This window comes from Streptomyces phaeolivaceus, assembly GCF_009184865.1.
Taxonomy (GTDB): Bacteria; Actinomycetota; Actinomycetes; order Streptomycetales; family Streptomycetaceae; genus Streptomyces; species Streptomyces phaeolivaceus.
Genome location: NZ_CP045096.1, coordinates 7,518,089 through 7,533,092 on the forward strand (window position 1 = coordinate 7,518,089; position 15,004 = coordinate 7,533,092).

General features: G+C 69.9%; 15 protein-coding genes. 12 read left to right on the top strand and 3 right to left on the bottom strand.

Going from position 1 to position 15,004, the window contains the following annotated elements:
• The first annotated feature begins 22 nt into the window (after nucleotides 1–22).
• The 9 genes from F9278_RS34710 (at nucleotide 23) to F9278_RS34750 (ending at nucleotide 9,878) form a co-directional block, all read left to right on the top strand.
• Nucleotides 23–799, top strand: a complete 777-nt coding sequence (locus tag F9278_RS34710; RefSeq protein WP_152171836.1) for an enhanced serine sensitivity protein SseB — start codon at nucleotides 23–25, stop codon at nucleotides 797–799.
• 222 nt (nucleotides 800–1,021) lie between these two features.
• Complete coding sequence (locus F9278_RS34715; RefSeq protein ID WP_193242064.1) at nucleotides 1,022–1,771, top strand: enhanced serine sensitivity protein SseB C-terminal domain-containing protein; 750 nt, start codon at nucleotides 1,022–1,024, stop codon at nucleotides 1,769–1,771.
• A 341-nt stretch (nucleotides 1,772–2,112) separates the two neighbouring features.
• Nucleotides 2,113–3,111, top strand: coding sequence for an ABC transporter permease (locus F9278_RS34720; protein ID WP_152171838.1), 999 nt, complete (start codon nucleotides 2,113–2,115; stop codon nucleotides 3,109–3,111).
• A 57-nt stretch (nucleotides 3,112–3,168) separates the two neighbouring features.
• On the top strand, nucleotides 3,169–4,926 hold the full coding sequence (locus F9278_RS34725) for an ABC transporter substrate-binding protein (protein ID WP_193241767.1): 1,758 nt from the start codon (nucleotides 3,169–3,171) through the stop codon (nucleotides 4,924–4,926).
• 69 nt (nucleotides 4,927–4,995) lie between these two features.
• A complete protein-coding gene (locus F9278_RS34730) occupies nucleotides 4,996–6,003 on the top strand; it encodes an ABC transporter permease (protein WP_152171839.1) in 1,008 nt (335 codons plus the stop codon).
• Nucleotides 6,000–7,094 carry an ABC transporter ATP-binding protein gene (locus tag F9278_RS34735; RefSeq protein WP_152171840.1) on the top strand — a complete coding sequence of 365 codons (1,095 nt, stop codon included), beginning with the start codon at nucleotides 6,000–6,002 and terminating at the stop codon, nucleotides 7,092–7,094. The genes F9278_RS34730 and F9278_RS34735 overlap by 4 nt, the downstream gene beginning before the upstream one ends.
• On the top strand, nucleotides 7,091–8,299 hold the full coding sequence (locus F9278_RS34740) for an ABC transporter ATP-binding protein (protein WP_404818968.1): 1,209 nt from the start codon (nucleotides 7,091–7,093) through the stop codon (nucleotides 8,297–8,299). Before F9278_RS34735 ends, F9278_RS34740 begins: the two co-directional genes overlap by 4 nt.
• Nucleotides 8,300–8,362: 63 nt before the next feature.
• Entirely contained in the window at nucleotides 8,363–9,004 is a 642-nt protein-coding gene (locus tag F9278_RS34745; protein WP_404818969.1) for a trimeric intracellular cation channel family protein, read from the top strand.
• A gap of 25 nt (nucleotides 9,005–9,029) precedes the next feature.
• On the top strand, nucleotides 9,030–9,878 hold the full coding sequence (locus F9278_RS34750; RefSeq protein WP_152171842.1) for a thioesterase family protein: 849 nt from the start codon (nucleotides 9,030–9,032) through the stop codon (nucleotides 9,876–9,878).
• A gap of 46 nt (nucleotides 9,879–9,924) precedes the next feature.
• Here the strand turns inward: F9278_RS34750 and F9278_RS34755 are convergent, their stop codons facing one another.
• Complete coding sequence (locus tag F9278_RS34755) at nucleotides 9,925–10,464, bottom strand: TIGR03086 family metal-binding protein (protein ID WP_319023123.1); 540 nt, start codon at nucleotides 10,462–10,464, stop codon at nucleotides 9,925–9,927.
• Between the two features lie 374 nt (nucleotides 10,465–10,838).
• Complete coding sequence (locus F9278_RS34765; protein ID WP_152171843.1) at nucleotides 10,839–11,465, bottom strand: TetR family transcriptional regulator; 627 nt, start codon at nucleotides 11,463–11,465, stop codon at nucleotides 10,839–10,841.
• A gap of 102 nt (nucleotides 11,466–11,567) precedes the next feature.
• Here F9278_RS34765 and F9278_RS46445 point away from each other — a divergent pair, with 102 nt between their 5' ends.
• The 3 genes from F9278_RS46445 to F9278_RS34775 all read left to right on the top strand — a co-directional run bounded on the left by F9278_RS46445 (nucleotide 11,568) and on the right by F9278_RS34775 (nucleotide 13,320).
• Nucleotides 11,568–11,732 (top strand): hypothetical protein, encoded by a 165-nt coding sequence (locus F9278_RS46445; protein ID WP_193241768.1) that lies wholly within the window; start codon nucleotides 11,568–11,570, stop codon nucleotides 11,730–11,732.
• Between the two features lie 33 nt (nucleotides 11,733–11,765).
• Complete coding sequence (locus F9278_RS34770; RefSeq protein ID WP_152171844.1) at nucleotides 11,766–12,050, top strand: DUF4190 domain-containing protein; 285 nt, start codon at nucleotides 11,766–11,768, stop codon at nucleotides 12,048–12,050.
• A gap of 100 nt (nucleotides 12,051–12,150) precedes the next feature.
• Nucleotides 12,151–13,320, top strand: a complete 1,170-nt coding sequence (locus F9278_RS34775) for a cysteine desulfurase family protein (RefSeq protein WP_152171845.1) — start codon at nucleotides 12,151–12,153, stop codon at nucleotides 13,318–13,320.
• Between the two features lie 101 nt (nucleotides 13,321–13,421).
• Here F9278_RS34775 and F9278_RS34780 read toward each other — a convergent pair whose 3' ends face one another.
• Nucleotides 13,422–14,933 carry a multicopper oxidase family protein gene (locus F9278_RS34780; protein ID WP_152171846.1) on the bottom strand — a complete coding sequence of 504 codons (1,512 nt, stop codon included), beginning with the start codon at nucleotides 14,931–14,933 and terminating at the stop codon, nucleotides 13,422–13,424.
• Nucleotides 14,934–15,004: the final 71 nt, after the last annotated feature.

The window sequence follows — 15,004 nt, forward strand, 5'->3', positions numbered from 1 at the left end:
GGAGCAAAGCGGTAGGCAGCAGATGGACTTCCCGGCGGACTTTCCGGCACAGGCGTATCCCCATGGGCACGGCGGGTGGCCCGGCAACGAGCTGGAGGAGGTGCTGTCCGCCTCGCTCGGGGTGCCCCAGGCCGGGGCACGAATCGTGGAGGTGCTGGCCCGCAGCTTCGTCTGGGTGCCGCTGCCGGAGGGCGGCGGTCCGCGGAGCGGTCAGCTGGACCTGCCGACCATGGAGTTCGACGGGCAGGCGTATGTGCCGGTCTTCAGCTCCGAGGAGCAGTTCCGCCAGGTCGTCGGCAGCCACATGTCGTACACGATCGCCCCGGCCGTCGAGTTCGCGCGCGGACTGCCCCCGCAGATCGGTCTCGCCCTCAACCCGGACGGTGTGGTGGGCATCCCGCTGCCGCCGCCCGCCGTCGCCGAAGTGTGCCGGGCCGGGCGGACCCCGCTGGACGGCTCGGCGAACGGAGCCCGGGTCCGGCTCCACGAACCGGACTGGCAGGACGACCCCGTCGACTTCCTGGCCGCCGCCTCCGCCGAGTTCGCCGCGACCGGGGTCGTCCTCTCCGCCCGCCGCTGCCTCGCCACCATCGAGACCGCCCACCCCGTCATGTTCATCGGCGTCGACCTGGCCTCCTGGGAGGCCGACCGCGCCCTCCCCCTCGCCGCCCTCGGCCGCGCCCTCACCAAGACCCCCGTCCCCTGGCCGGTGAACATGGTCTTCCTGGACGTGGCCCAGGACCCGGTGGGCGACTGGCTCCGCGAAAAGGTGCGGCCCTTCTACCAACAGGGCTACTGACCCCCGAGCCCGTCTTTTGTCCTCAGGGGCGCGGGGCTGTATCCATATGCGGCTCCGCCGCGTGGGCGCGACCAGCCACGACGCACCCGCACCCCGCAACGCACAACAACCCCCGAGCCCTGATCGGCTCAACCAGCACACCACCTAAGCTGGTCCTGCAACCAGGGTCCAACACCGAAGGGCGGCAACGTGAGCGGCAGCGGCAGCGGCAACGTCGAGCACATGCTGCGCCAGGTGACCCCCGGGCGTTACGACGCCTACGAGGCGCTGCTGCGTGCCCTCGCCTCCCCGTCCTCCGGCCAGATCTGGATGCTGCTCTGGCACGGCCAGGCCGGCTCCCCGGACGCCCAGTACGGGAACATGGAGGTCGACGGGTTCAACTACGCCCCCTGCGTCACCTCCGCCCAGGAGCTCTCCGCCAGTGGCTGGAACCGCAGTTACGAGGTGGTCGACGGCCTCGACGTGGCCCGCACCCTGTACCCCGACCACTACGGCCTCTGGCTCAACCCGCACGCGCCGGGCGGCGGCGTCGGCATCCCCTGGCTCGATCTGCGCCGTATCGCCACCGGCCTGGAGCGGCAGCCCGCGGGCCCCCTCCGGCTCTCCGACCCGGCCATCGAGATCCCGCAGTTCTACGCCCTGCTGACACAGAACGCCCACCGCACCCCCGCCGTGCGCTCGCTGCGCCGCGCCTGGGTGCAGCCCGCGCTGGGCGCCCCGTACCTGGCCATCGGCCTCGATGTGTACGACACCTCGCCGCCCGCCGTCGACTCGGTGCGCGCGATGATGCAGCAGTCCATCGGCGCGGTCCCCGACGGCCTGCCCGTCTCCACGGTCGCCATGTCCGACGAGTACGACCCGGTCGCCATGTGGCTGCGGGCCGGCGCCCGCCCCTTCTACGACCGCGAGGCCCACGCCGCCCCCGCCCAGGCCCCGGCGGCCGGCGGCTACGGATACCCCGGCGGGTACTGAGCCGTCACATCCGGGAGCCGGCGAGCCGCACCCGGGCGGGTTTCCACCGCTCAACAGAGCGTCACGTCCGCATAGCGGAACCCTGCTGGCCACATCACGGTTGCGCATACATTCGTCGCCAAGTCTGGTGCCTGATCGCGCGACCGTTGAAGACTCCCCCAGAGCGATGGGGGGATCCGGCGAACACGCTGTTCACGCGGTGAAGTTCGGTGCCGTACCTCCTCCCGTACCCATCAGTAGTCACAGAGCAAGAGAGCAGCAGTGGTGACGGACCGCACCGCAGACCCGGGCGGCCGCCAGGCACAGTCGGCAACCACCGGCACGGGCAAGCACGAGGGACGATGACCGCACCCATTGAGACGACCGGATCGCAGGCCGAGGCACAACCCGAGGCCGTGCTGGAGGGCGTCGAGGCGAAGAAGATCGAGGGCCGTTCGCTCGGTCAGATCGCCTGGACCCGCTTCAAGCGCGACAAGGTGGCGGTGGCCGGCGGAGTCGTCGTCGTCCTGCTGATCCTGATCGCGGCCCTCTCCCGGCCGCTGCAGTCGATGCTGGGGCTCGACCCCAACGCGTTCAACCAGGATCTGATCGACGCCAACACCTCCCTGCCCAAAGGCGACTTCGGCGGGATGAGCTGGGACCACCCGCTCGGCGTGGAGCCGAAGTTCGGCCGTGACATCCTCGCCCGCATCCTGGAGGGCTCCTGGGTCTCCCTGGTCGTGGCCTTCGGGGCGACGATCCTGTCCAACGCCATCGGCGTGGTGCTCGGCCTGGTCGCCGGCTACTACGGCGGCCGGGTGGACACGATCGTGAGCCGGCTGATGGACACCTTCCTGGCGTTCCCGCTGCTGCTGTTCGCGATCGCCATCTCCGCGACGCTGCAGGGCGGCGCCTTCGGTCTCGAAGGACTGCCGCTGCACATCACGGTGCTGATCTTCGTCATCGGCTTCTTCAACTGGCCGTACATGGGACGCATCGTGCGCGGTCAGACACTGGCGCTGCGCGAGCGCGAGTTCATCGACGCCTCGCGCGGGATGGGGGCCGGCGGCCCGTACGTCCTGTTCAAGGAACTGCTGCCCAACCTCGTCGCGCCGATCATCGTCTACTCGACGCTGCTCATCCCGACGAACATCATCTTCGAGGCGTCGCTGAGCTTCCTCGGCGTCGGTATCCAGCCGCCGCAGGCATCCTGGGGCGGCATGCTCAACCAGGCGGTCGACTTCTTCGAGGTCGACCCGCAGTACATGATCGTTCCCGGCCTCGCGATCTTCATCACGGTGCTGGCCTTCAACCTTCTCGGTGACGGCCTCCGGGACGCCCTCGACCCCCGCAGCCGCTGACGTCTGCGGTCTGTCGTCCCACACAACTGTCCAACTACGAAGGGGAAACCGACCATCATGCGAAGGTCAGCAATGGCCGCGGTCGCGGTTGCGAGCGCCGCCGGACTGCTTCTGTCCGCGTGCAGCAAGGCGGATGACGGCACGGACGACGCCCCCAAGGGGGCCGGCGCCAACGCCGCGACCAAGGGTGTCGTGAACGAGTCGACGGAGAAGGGCGGCACGGTCACGTACGCCAGCTCCGACGCCCCCGAGTCCCTCGACCCGGGCAACATGTACTACGCCTACGGCTTCAACTTCAGCCGCCTCTACGCGCGTCCGCTCATGACGTTCAAGCCCGGCGCGGGCGACGCGGGCAACGAGCTGGTGCCGGACCTCGCGGAGAGCGCGGGCACGCCCAGCGACGGCGGAAAGACGTGGACGTACAAGATCCGTCAGGGCGTCAAGTACGAGGACGGCACCGCGGTCACCTCCAAGGACGTCAAGTACGCCGTGGAGCGTTCGAACTTCGCGCGTGACGTGCTCTCCCTCGGTCCGAACTACTTCCAGCAGATGCTGAACGACCCGGACAAGTACAAGGGCCCCTACGCGGACAAGAGCGACAAGGGCATCGCCTCCATCGAGACGCCGGACGACCACACCATCGTCTTCAAGCTGAACAAGGCGTTCTCCGAGTTCGACTACCTGGCGAGCATGCCGCAGACGGCTCCGGTGCCGAAGGCCAAGGACACCGGCGTCGACTACACCAAGAAGGTCGTCTCCTCCGGCTCGTACAAGTTCGAGAAGTACGACGAGGGCAAGCAGATCGTCCTGGTGCGCAACGACCAGTGGGACGCCAAGACGGACCCGCTGCGCAAGCAGTACCCGGACAAGATCGTGGTGAACCTGAAGGTCAACAAGGCCACCATCGACAAGGACGTGATGGCCGGCGACACCATGATCGACATCCAGGGCACCGGTGTCGACGCCCAGACGCAGGCCCAGGTCCTCAAGGACAAGGACCAGCTGGCCAACACCGACAACGCGCTCGGCGGCCGGCTCGTCTACACGGCGATCAACACCAAGGTCGCGCCGTTCGACAACGTCGAGTGCCGCAAGGCCGTCGAGTACGCGATCGACAAGGTCGCCGTGCAGACCGCGATGGGCGGCCCGATCCGCGGTGACATCGCCTCCACCGTCCTGCCCACCGATGTCTCGGGCTACGCGAAGGACGACCTGTACGCCACCCCGGACAGCAAGGGTGACGTCGCCAAGGCCAAGGAGCACCTGAAGGCCTGTGGCAAGGAGGGCGGCTTCAAGACCTCCATCTCCGCCCGCACCGACCGGCAGGGCGAGGTCGACGCGGCCACCGCGGTCGTCGAGGCGCTGAAGAAGGTCGGCATCGAGGCCGACATCAAGCAGTACCCGTCGGGCAAGTACTTCTCGGACTACGCGGGTGTCCCCGCGTTCAACAAGAAGAACAACATCGGTCTGATCATGATGCAGTGGGGCTCCGACTGGCCCACCGGCTACGGCTTCCTGCAGCAGATCGTGCACGGCAAGGCCATCGGCGAGTCCGGCAACACCAACCTCTCCGAGCTGGACGACCCGGCGATCAACAAGCTGCTGGACGACGCGATCGGCAACACCGACGAGGCCGCCCGCACCGCCGCGTACACCGAGGTCGACAAGAAGGTCATGGAGCAGGCCGCCATCGTGCCGCTGACCTACTTCAAGGTCCTGCTGTACCGCTCGCCGTACGCCACCAACCTGGTGTCGTCCTCGGCCTTCAGCGGTCAGTACGACTACCTCAACATCGGTGCCAAGGAAAAGAAGTAGCCCCGGAAGGCAGGTGAAGGCATTGGCGCCCGCGGGTGAACACACCCGCGGGCGCCGGCGCCGGTCCTCGTGATCTCGTACATCATCCGCCGGACGATCGCGGCGGTGATCCTGCTGCTCGTCGTCACCGCGGTCACCTTCGGCATCTTCTTCATCCTGCCGAAGCTCGCCGGGCAGTCCGTCGACCAGCTGGCACAGCAGTACATCGGCAAGAACCCCACGCCCGAGGACATCGCGGCGGTCAAGCGGAACCTCGGCCTGGACCAGCCGGTCTACGAGCAGTACTGGAACTTCCTCAAGGGGATCGTCTCCGGTGCCACGTACGACCTCGGTCCCACCACGGTCCGCTGCGACGCGCCCTGCTTCGGCTACTCCTTCAAGGACCACCTGGAGGTCTGGCCGCAGCTCACCAGCAGGCTCCCCGTGACGATCTCGCTCGCGGCCGGTGCCGCCGTGCTGTGGCTGCTGGGCGGCATCATCGCCGGTGTCATCTCGGCCCTGAAGCCCGGCTCGATCTTCGACCGGGCCGCCATGGGCGTGGCCCTCGCGGGCGTCTCGCTGCCCATGTTCTTCACCGGTCAGCTCGCCCTGCTGCTGTTCAGCTACCAGCTGGAGATCTTCGGCAGGACGTACGTCCCCTTCACCGAGAACCCCTCGCAGTGGGCCAACACCCTCTTCCTGCCCTGGTGCTCGCTGGCGCTCCTCTACTCGGCCATCTACGCCCGGCTCACCCGCTCGGGCATGCTGGAGACGATGAACGAGGACTACATCCGCACCGCGCGGGCCAAGGGACTGCGGGAGCGCAACGTGGTCGTCAAGCACGGTCTGCGGGCCGCGCTGACGCCGCTGGTGACGGTCTTCGGCATGGACGTCGGTCTGCTCCTCGGCGGTGCCCTGATCACCGAGACCGTGTTCTCCCTGCACGGTATCGGCGAGTACGCGGTCCAGTCGATCACCACGAACGACCTGCCCCCGATCCTCGGGGTGACCCTGCTCGCGGCGTTCTTCGTCGTCTTCATGAACCTTGTGGTGGACCTGTTGTACGCCACGATCGACCCGCGGGTGAGGCTCTCGTGACCGAACTGTCCAAGACCGGGGCCGCCGTCGGCGAGCCCGCACGCGCCGGGGACGCCCCCGAGGCGTTCCTCGAAGTGCGCGACCTCAAGGTGCACTTCCCGACCGACGACGGCCTGGTCAAGTCCGTCGACGGTCTCTCCTTCCAGCTGGAGAAGGGCAAGACCCTCGGCATCGTCGGCGAGTCCGGCTCCGGCAAGTCGGTGACCTCGCTGGCGATCATGGGCCTGCACCGGCTCGGCGCGCGCGGCAAGAACGTGCGGATGTCCGGCGAGATCTGGCTGGACGGCAAGGAACTCGTCGGGGCGAGCCCCGACGAGGTGCGCCAGCTGCGCGGCCGCGACATGGCGATGATCTTCCAGGACCCGCTGTCCGCGATGCACCCGTACTACAAGGTCGGCAGCCAGATCGTGGAGGCGTACCGCGTCCACCACGACGTCAGCAAGAAGGTCGCGCGCAAGCGTGCCGTCGAACTGCTCGACCGCGTCGGCATCCCCGAACCCCACAAGCGCCTCGACGGCTACCCGCACGAGTTCTCCGGCGGTATGCGTCAGCGCGCGATGATCGCCATGGCCCTGGTCAACAACCCCGAACTGCTGATCGCCGACGAGCCGACCACCGCGCTCGACGTGACCGTGCAGGCGCAGATCCTCGACCTGATCCGGGACCTGCAGAAGGAGTTCGGCTCCGCGGTCATCATCATCACGCACGACCTCGGCGTGGTCGCCGAGATCGCCGACGACATCCTCGTGATGTACGGCGGGCGCTGTGTGGAGCGCGGCCCGGTCGACGACATCTTCTACGAGCCCCAGCACCCCTACACCTGGGGTCTGCTCGGTTCGATGCCACGTATCGACCGCGCCCAGACCGACCGGCTCATCCCGGTCAAGGGCCAGCCGCCGAGCCTCATCAACGTCCCCTCGGGCTGCGCCTTCAACCCGCGCTGCCCCTACGCGGACGTCCCCAAGGACAACGTCACCCGCACCGAGCGCCCCGACCTGCGTGAGGTCGGCGGCCGGCACTTCACCGCCTGCCACCTGTCGCAGGAGGACCGCACGCGGATCTGGACCGAAGAGATTGCGCCGAAGCTGTGAGTGAGACTGAGACCGGGGCCAAGACCGGGAGCGGGGCCGCCGTGCCGGCCCAGCGCGCCGACGCCGACGAGAAACCGCTGCTCAGGGTCGAGGGCCTGGTCAAGCACTTCCCCATCAAGAAAGGCCTGCTCCAACGGCAGGTCGGGGCGGTCAAGGCCGTCGACGGCATCGACTTCGAGGTGCGCCGGGGCGAGACCCTCGGTGTCGTCGGCGAGTCCGGCTGCGGCAAGTCGACCATGGGCCGGCTCATCACCCGCCTGCTGGAGCCGTCCGGCGGCAAGGTCGAGTTCGACGGCACGGACATCACGCACCTCAAGACCGCCGGTATGCGTCCGCTGCGCCGTGACATCCAGATGATCTTCCAGGACCCGTACGGCTCGCTGAACCCCCGGCACACCATCGGCACCATCGTCTCGGCGCCGTTCAAGCTCCAGGGCGTCGAGCCCGAGGGCGGGGTGAAGAAGGAGGTCCAGCGCCTCCTGGAGCTGGTGGGCCTCAGCCCCGAGCACTACAACCGCTACCCGCACGAGTTCTCCGGCGGCCAGCGCCAGCGCGTCGGCATCGCCCGCGCGCTCGCCCTGAAGCCCCGGATGGTCGTCGCGGACGAGCCGGTCTCCGCGCTCGACGTGTCCATCCAGGCCCAGGTCGTCAACCTGATGGACGACCTCCAGGACGAGCTGGGTCTGACCTATGTGATCATCGCGCACGACCTCTCCGTCGTCCGCCATGTCTCCGACCGCATCGCGGTGATGTACCTCGGCAAGATCGTGGAGCTGGCCGACCGGGACTCCCTGTACGCGGCGCCGATGCACCCGTACACCAAGGCGCTGCTCTCGGCCGTGCCGATCCCGGACCCGAAGCGCCGCAACGCCAAGAGCGAGCGCATCCTGCTCAAGGGCGATGTGCCCTCGCCGATCGCGCCGCCCAGCGGCTGCCGCTTCCACACCCGGTGCTGGAAGGCGACCCAGGTCTGCACGACCACCGAGCCGCCCCTCGCCGAGCTGAAGCCGGGGCAGCGGGTCGCCTGCCACCACCCGGAGAACTTCGCGGACCAGCAGCCGCAGGACGTCGTCCTGCTGACGGCCGCGAAGGAGGCGGCGGAACTGGTACCGGACGCGGTGAAGAAGGACGCGGTGAAGAAGGACACGGTCGAGAAGGACACGGCCGAGAAGACCGAGCCGGTCGCGGAGACCGACGACAAGTAAGCAGGAACGCGCCCCCGCCTTGCATTGCAAGGCGGGGGCTTGTTCTTGCGCCACAATATGCAGGTGTCTCAATACCCGCTCGACCTGATCGGCATCTTCGTCTTCGCCATCTCCGGCGCGCTCCTCGCCGTCCGCAAGAACTTCGACGTCTTCGGCATCGCCGTCCTCGCCGAGGTCACCGCGCTCGGCGGCGGGCTGTTCCGGGACCTGGTCATCGGCGCCGTACCCTCGGCGGCCTTCACCGACCTCGGCTACTTCCTCACCCCGCTGCTCGCCGCCCTCCTCGTCTTCTTCCTGCACCCGCACGTGGAGCGCATCCAGACCGGTGTGAACGTCTTCGACGCGGCCGGCCTCGGCCTCTTCTGTGTCGCCGGCACGACGAAGGCGCACGAGTACGGCCTCGGCCTCACCGCCTCCGCCGCGCTCGGCCTCGCGACGGCGGTCGGCGGCGGTGTGCTGCGGGACGTCCTCGCCAACGAGGTGCCCTCGCTGCTGCGCTGGGACCGCGATCTGTACGCCGTGCCCGCGATGGTCGGCGCCGGGATGGTCGTCCTGTGCATCCAGCTCGACGCCCTGACCCCGCTCTCCTCCGCCACCGCCGCGCTCACCGCCTTCGTGCTGCGGCTGCTGGCGATGCGCTACCACTGGCGGGCGCCACGGGCATGGAACCGGCGATCCGCCGCGACGGACGAAGCTACCGCTTAGTAATAACTTGTTGTACGGTACCGGCATGGCTCAGGCATCCCAGGCGATCGTCGGCGACAGCGAGTTCGACCGCGACACCGCCGTCACCCGACGCGGCCCCGGCGTCTACGACATCGACCTCTCCGCGGGCTGGACCATCACCGGCGCCCTCAATGGCGGCTATCTCCTGGCCGTCCTCGGCCGCGCCCTCGCCGACGCGCTCCCGCACGACGACCCGTTCACGATCTCCGCGCACTATCTGACCGCCTCCCGGCCCGGCCCCGCGACCGTCCGCACGGACGTCGTCCGCACCGGACGCACCCTGTCGACCGGCCAGGCCTCCCTCTTCCAGCACGACGACGAGGGCCGCGAGGTCGAACGGATCCGCGTCCTCGCCTCCTACGGCGACCTGGACACCCTCCCCGACGACGTCCGTACGACGGCGAAGCCGCCCGCGATCCCGCCGATCCAGCAGTGCTTCGGCCCGCAGGACGCCCCCGGCCCGGTCCCCGGCGGCTCCGCGATCGCCGACCGGCTCTTCCTGAAGCTCGACCCCGCCACCCTCGGCTGGGCGCTCGGCGCGCCCTCCGGCAAGGGGGAGATGCGCTCCTGGTTCGGGCTCGCCGACGGCCGCGACGCCGACCCGTTCTCGCTGCTCCTCGCGGTGGACGCGCTGCCGCCGACCGCTTTCGAGATGGGCCTCAAGGGCTGGGTCCCGACGGTCGAGCTGACCGTCCACGTCCGGTGCCGCCCGGCGCCGGGACCGCTCCGCGTCTCCATCACCACCCGCAACCTCGCCGGCGGCTTCCTGGAGGAGGACGCCGAGGTCTGGGACAGCGCGGACCGACTGGTCGCCCAGTCCCGCCAGCTGGCCCGCGCCAGGCTGGCGGACTGAGGCGCCGGGGTGCCGGAGCGGCGCCCCGGTTCGTCGCTCCGAGGTCTCAGGCCGTCGGTGTGAGCGGCCTGCGGCCCAGCCAGGCCGCCATCCGGCCGTAGGCGTCGGCACCCTCGGGGGCCGCCACCGCCGGTGCGAAGGGGCGCCCCTCGCGAGGCCCGTCCGGAAGGGCCGCCCGCGCCGCCGTCAGCGAGTGCTCGGCCAGCTCCGGATCGAGCGCGAGCGGCCGGCCCAGGCCCTCGGAGAGATCCCAGGTGTGCGCCACGATCTCCATGACGTACGCGGACAACGCGTCCCGCCCGGGGACCTCGCCCCACGGCACCCGCACCGGCTCCGCCATCCGCTCATCGCTCTTCCAGGCCCTGAGCGCCCGGTTCCGCGTCTCCCCGTACGCGGTCGTCCAGCCGTCGTCCGGCACCCCGTCGACGAACATGCGTACGTCGAGGCAGTCCCCCCGCTCCCCGCAGACCACGATGCGATGCGTGCCGCCGACGACATGGCTGACAGCGTGCGTACGTCGTACTCGGTGCAGGGGGTGGGCCCGGCCGGCTGCTCGGGCCGTACGGTCCCGATCAGCCCTCGGCACCCGGACCCGGTTGCCTCCCTCCGGCCGGCAGAGCTGCCAGGCCCCCTCGGGCGCGCCGTCCGGTGCCCCCTCGGGCCAGCCGTCAGGTGCGCCGAGCGGGGGCCCCGGTGGCGGCGGTCGGAACGGCGGCCCCGGTGGCGGTGGCGGCTGCGGCGGCCCCGGCGGCGGTCAGCAGGGGCAGGGCGGCCAGGCGCCGAGCGGAGCGCCGAGCCAGGAGGCCTCGGCGTCGGCGTCCAAGGAGAGCTGACCGTACGGAGGGCAGCTGACCGTACGGAGGGCAGCTGACCGTAAGGAGGACGGCTGACCGTACGTACGGAAGGGGAGGGGCGCGCCCGGCGATCGGGCGCGCCCCTCCCTTTTGCCCATGCGCCGGCTCAATCCAGCCAGTGGCGGCAGCCGATGCTGATGAGCCGCATCCGGCGGCTCGCCAGCCGGGTGACCCGGAGGCGCTCCTCGTCCGGCTCGTTGCGGGCCTCCAGGAACAGCGAGGCGGTCACCAGCATCTGATCGACGTACAGACCCGCGAGCATCAGCCGGTCGTCGTCGGTCCACCCGTCTGTCTCCGGCCGCTTGGCCAGCTCGGCGCGCACCTCCTCGGTGAACCGGAGCAGTTGGCCCTGGATCGCGTCCCGCACCGGCTGGACCCCGCTGTGCCGTTCGCGCGCGATGAACCGGACGTGCGCGGGGTAGGCGTCGACATGGCGGGCGATCAGGTCGACGGCCCGCTCGATGAGTTCGTCGCTGTCGCCGACCGCCGCCATCAGGTCCCCCAGCACGGGGTGCAGACTGCCGAGCACCTCCTCGACCAGCGCGACCCCGAGATCCGCGGTCGACCGGAAGTGCCGGTAGAACGCGGTGGGGGCGACGCCCACGGCCCGGGTGACCTCGCGAAGTCCCAGGCTGCTGAGGCTCTGCTCCTCCAGCAGACCGAGGGCGGCGTCCATGAGCGCCTGCCGGGTCCGCTGTTTCTGGGCCTGCCGGATACCGAGAGTGTGACTCATGCCATGCAGTCAACAACTGTTCTCCGTAATCGCAAAGCCGGGCGACGCGCTAGACTCGACAGTCAGTGAACAGTTGTAACCACAACGAGAGGCGAACCCGCCATGCTGTTCCTCGTCGCCGCACTTCTGCTGCTGGGTGTCGTCCTGGGCACCGTCGCCCATGTGCCGCTGGCCGTCTCGTCCGCCCTGGCGGCCGGTATCGCCCTCTGGCTCGCGGTCTTCGCGTACCGCGAGCGTCACGCCCGTCGCACGCGCACCACCGACTGACCGTCCCCGCCGCCCGTTGGGAGCAGACCGACCATGCAACTCACCGCCGCACGTCAGCAGACCGCCACGACCACCGCCCGCGGCCGGGGCCGCGACGCCGACGGCATGGCCGTCGCCTCCTTCATCCTCGGCCTGCTGGGCCTCCTCGTCCTCAACCTCTTCCTCGGCCCCATCGCCATCGTTCTCGCGGCGCTCTCCCTCAAGCGAGGCACCACCCGCCGAGGCCGCGCCTACCTGGGCCTGGGCCTGGGCATCGCCGACCTCGTCGTCCTGGCCACCCTGACGCAGACCACGAACACGGTGTCCTGGAGTTTCTAGGGGGAGGGTGGGCACAGCCGACAGCGCCGGGTGCCTTGTCGGCCAAGTCCAGGAGTACCCCCGAGGACGCCTGAACCCCGCCCCGTAGAATCGGCTCACCATGGCTTACCTCGACCACGCGGCGACCACCCCGATGCTCCCCGAGGCGGCAGAGGCCCTGACCGCCCACCTGGGCGTCACCGGCAACGCCTCCTCGCTGCACGCCTCCGGCCGCCGAGCGCGGCGCACCGTCGAGGAGGCCCGTGAAACCCTCGCCGAAGCCCTCGGCGCCCGCCCCAGCGAGGTGGTCCTCACCTCCGGCGGCACCGAGGCCGACAACCTCGCCGTGAAGGGCCTGTACTGGTCCCGCCGCGACGCCGACCCGGCCCGCACCCGGGTCCTGGCCAGCCCCGTCGAGCATCACGCGGTCCTCGACGCCGTCCACTGGCTCGGCGAACACGAGGGCGCCACCGTCGAGTACCTCCCGGTCGACCCGTACGGCAGGGTCCACCCGGACGCGCTCCGCGAGGCCGTCGCCCGCAACCCCGACGATGTCGCCCTGGCCACCGTGATGTGGGCCAACAACGAGATCGGCACGATCCTCCCGGTCCGCGAACTCGCCGACGTGGCGCAGGAGTTCGACGTTCCGCTGCACGCCGACGCGGTGCAGGCCTTCGGTCAGGTTCCGGTCGACTTCGACGCCTCCGGACTCGCCGCGATGACCGTCTCCGGCCACAAGATCGGTGGCCCGTACGGCATCGGCGCGCTGCTGCTGGGCCGTGAGTACAGCCCCGTACCCGTCCTGCACGGCGGCGGCCAGGAGCGCCATGTCCGCTCCGGCACCCTCGACGTACCGGCCGTCGCCTCCTTCGCGGTCGCGGGCCGGCTCGCCGCCGAGCAGCACGAGTGGTTCGCCCGGGAGATCGGCGCCCTGCGCGACGCGCTCGTCGAGGCGGTCCGTACGGCGGTGCCGGACGCCGTCCTCGGCGGTGACCCGTCCCCGGCGGGACGCCTCCCGGCCAACGCGCACTTCACGTTCCCCGGCTGCGAGGGCGACTCCCTGCTCCTGCTGCTCGACGCCCAGGGCATCGAGTGCTCCACGGGCTCCGCCTGCACCGCCGGCGTCGCCCAGCCCAGCCATGTCCTCCTCGCCACCGGCATCGACCCGGACCTGGCCCGCGGCACTCTCCGCTTCTCCCTCGGCCACACCTCCACGGAGGCGGACGTCGAGGCGGTCGCCAAGGCCATCGGCCCGGTGGTGGAACGCGCCCGCAACGCCGGCCTCAGCTGAACAACCCTGCCCGGTGGGTGAGTTGACGGCGGGGCCGCGGTCACCGAGTCCGCGGATACGCGACCCCACCGTCGTCCTGGGGGCTCCGGGCCGGGCCGGCCCTAGCTCTCCATGACCATCAGGCCGGCCATCATGCCCTCGTCCTCGTGCTGGAGGAGATGGCAGTGGAGCATGTACATGTACGTGTCGTCCGCGAAGTCGGTGAACTCCATGGCGATCTTGATGGAACCGCCGCCGACCACCTCGTAGGTGTCGAACCAGCCGAGATCCACGCCGGCCGACTCGGCGCCGTTGATCTCGATCAGCTGGAACGGCACGTCGTGCAGATGGAACGAGTGCTCCCGCATCGTGTTGTCGGTGATCGTCCAGATCTCCTGGGAGCCGAGCGTCGTCATGATCGTCGCCATGGAGTCCATGGTGGTGCCGACCGCCCCGTTGATCGCCATCTCCAGCCCGTCCTGGTCGAGCGTGATCTCCTGGGCGGTGAAGCTCGAAGTGTCGTACCGCTCGATCGTGTTGAGCGAGGACGGCAGGTCGTCGGGGGTGTCCGAGGCGTCAGGGGTGACGGTCAGGAAGTCGAACGTACCGCTGCCGCCCCGGACCCAGCCGGTCGTGATGACGGCCTGGAGCGTGACCGCGTCGCTGAGGTCCATCACGAACTCGGCGCGCCCGCCCGCCACCGGCCGGATGGTCTCCACCTCGGTGGCCTCGGTGAGACAGCCCTGCTCGGTGGCGATCTGGGTGAGCGTGCCGCCGTCGCCGCGCTGCACGGTGATGATGTCGGACGGTGAGGCGTTCAGGACCCGGAACCGGGTGCGGGTCCTGGTCGCGGTGAAGGTGGGCGTGGTGTCGTCCACGTTGGTGCCGTTGCACAGCACCGGGAAGCTGAGCGTGTTGCGGAGATAGCCGTTCAGGTCGTACTTGATGTCGCCCGCGGCGTCGGTGGCCGGACACTGCGGGACGATCGGGATGTCGTCGACGCCGTACTCGCTCGGCAGCGCCGCGGACGCGTCCGTCTCGTCCTCCGCGATGATCAGACCGGCCAGCCCGTGCGCGACCTGCTCGGCCGTGGTGCCGAGCGCGTGCGGGTGGTACCAGAGCGTCTTGGCCTCGTCGAGGATCTCGAAGGTGGGGGACCAGGTCTCCCCGGCGGCGAAGGCGTTCTGCGGACCGCCGTCCATGTCGGGCGGGATGTGCGCGCCGTGGAAGTGGACGCTGGTGTCGGCGTCTAGGTCGTTGGTGATGTTCAGCAGGACCGTGGAGCCGGTGGTCCACTTCATGGTGGGGCCGAGGAACGACCCGTTGTAGCCGGCGGTGTCGCTGGTGACACCGCAGAGCACCTCGTGGGTGCCGGTCTGGGCGGTCAGGGTGAACGTGGTGGTCCCGTCGGAGGTGGTGCCCTCCAGCAGGTCCGGGATGTTCAGCGTGGCGGTGTTGGTCGCGGCACCCGCCTTGTCGCCCTTCGCGTCGGTCGGCAGCGAGAAGGCCGTCCCGGCCACCGCGACCGCCGCCAGCCCGGCCCCCGCCATCCCGCCGAGGAACTTGCGGCGGTGCATCCCCTTGCCCTTGCCCTTGCTCCGGTGACCGGCCTCGCGCTCCGTGTTGTTCGTCATGGGCCGGGATGTTTGACCTAATACTGCAACCGCATCTGGCGTGACGGATGGTCGGCGGTCTCGTTGGTATG

What these genes read in the sequence shown, in the direction of transcription:
- F9278_RS34725 (WP_193241767.1), top strand. Translation starts at nt 3,169, where the DNA reads ATGCGAAGGTCAGCAATGGCCGCGGTCGCGGTTGCGAGCGCCGCCGGA.
- F9278_RS34750 (WP_152171842.1), top strand. Translation starts at nt 9,030, where the DNA reads ATGGCTCAGGCATCCCAGGCGATCGTCGGCGACAGCGAGTTCGACCGC.
- F9278_RS34780 (WP_152171846.1), bottom strand. Translation starts at nt 14,933, where the DNA reads ATGACGAACAACACGGAGCGCGAGGCCGGTCACCGGAGCAAGGGCAAG.
- F9278_RS34770 (WP_152171844.1), top strand. Translation starts at nt 11,766, where the DNA reads ATGCAACTCACCGCCGCACGTCAGCAGACCGCCACGACCACCGCCCGC.
- F9278_RS34710 (WP_152171836.1), top strand. Translation starts at nt 23, where the DNA reads ATGGACTTCCCGGCGGACTTTCCGGCACAGGCGTATCCCCATGGGCAC.
- F9278_RS34775 (WP_152171845.1), top strand. Translation starts at nt 12,151, where the DNA reads ATGGCTTACCTCGACCACGCGGCGACCACCCCGATGCTCCCCGAGGCG.
- F9278_RS46445 (WP_193241768.1), top strand. Translation starts at nt 11,568, where the DNA reads ATGCTGTTCCTCGTCGCCGCACTTCTGCTGCTGGGTGTCGTCCTGGGC.
- F9278_RS34720 (WP_152171838.1), top strand. Translation starts at nt 2,113, where the DNA reads ATGACCGCACCCATTGAGACGACCGGATCGCAGGCCGAGGCACAACCC.
- F9278_RS34715 (WP_193242064.1), top strand. Translation starts at nt 1,022, where the DNA reads ATGCTGCGCCAGGTGACCCCCGGGCGTTACGACGCCTACGAGGCGCTG.
- F9278_RS34765 (WP_152171843.1), bottom strand. Translation starts at nt 11,465, where the DNA reads ATGAGTCACACTCTCGGTATCCGGCAGGCCCAGAAACAGCGGACCCGG.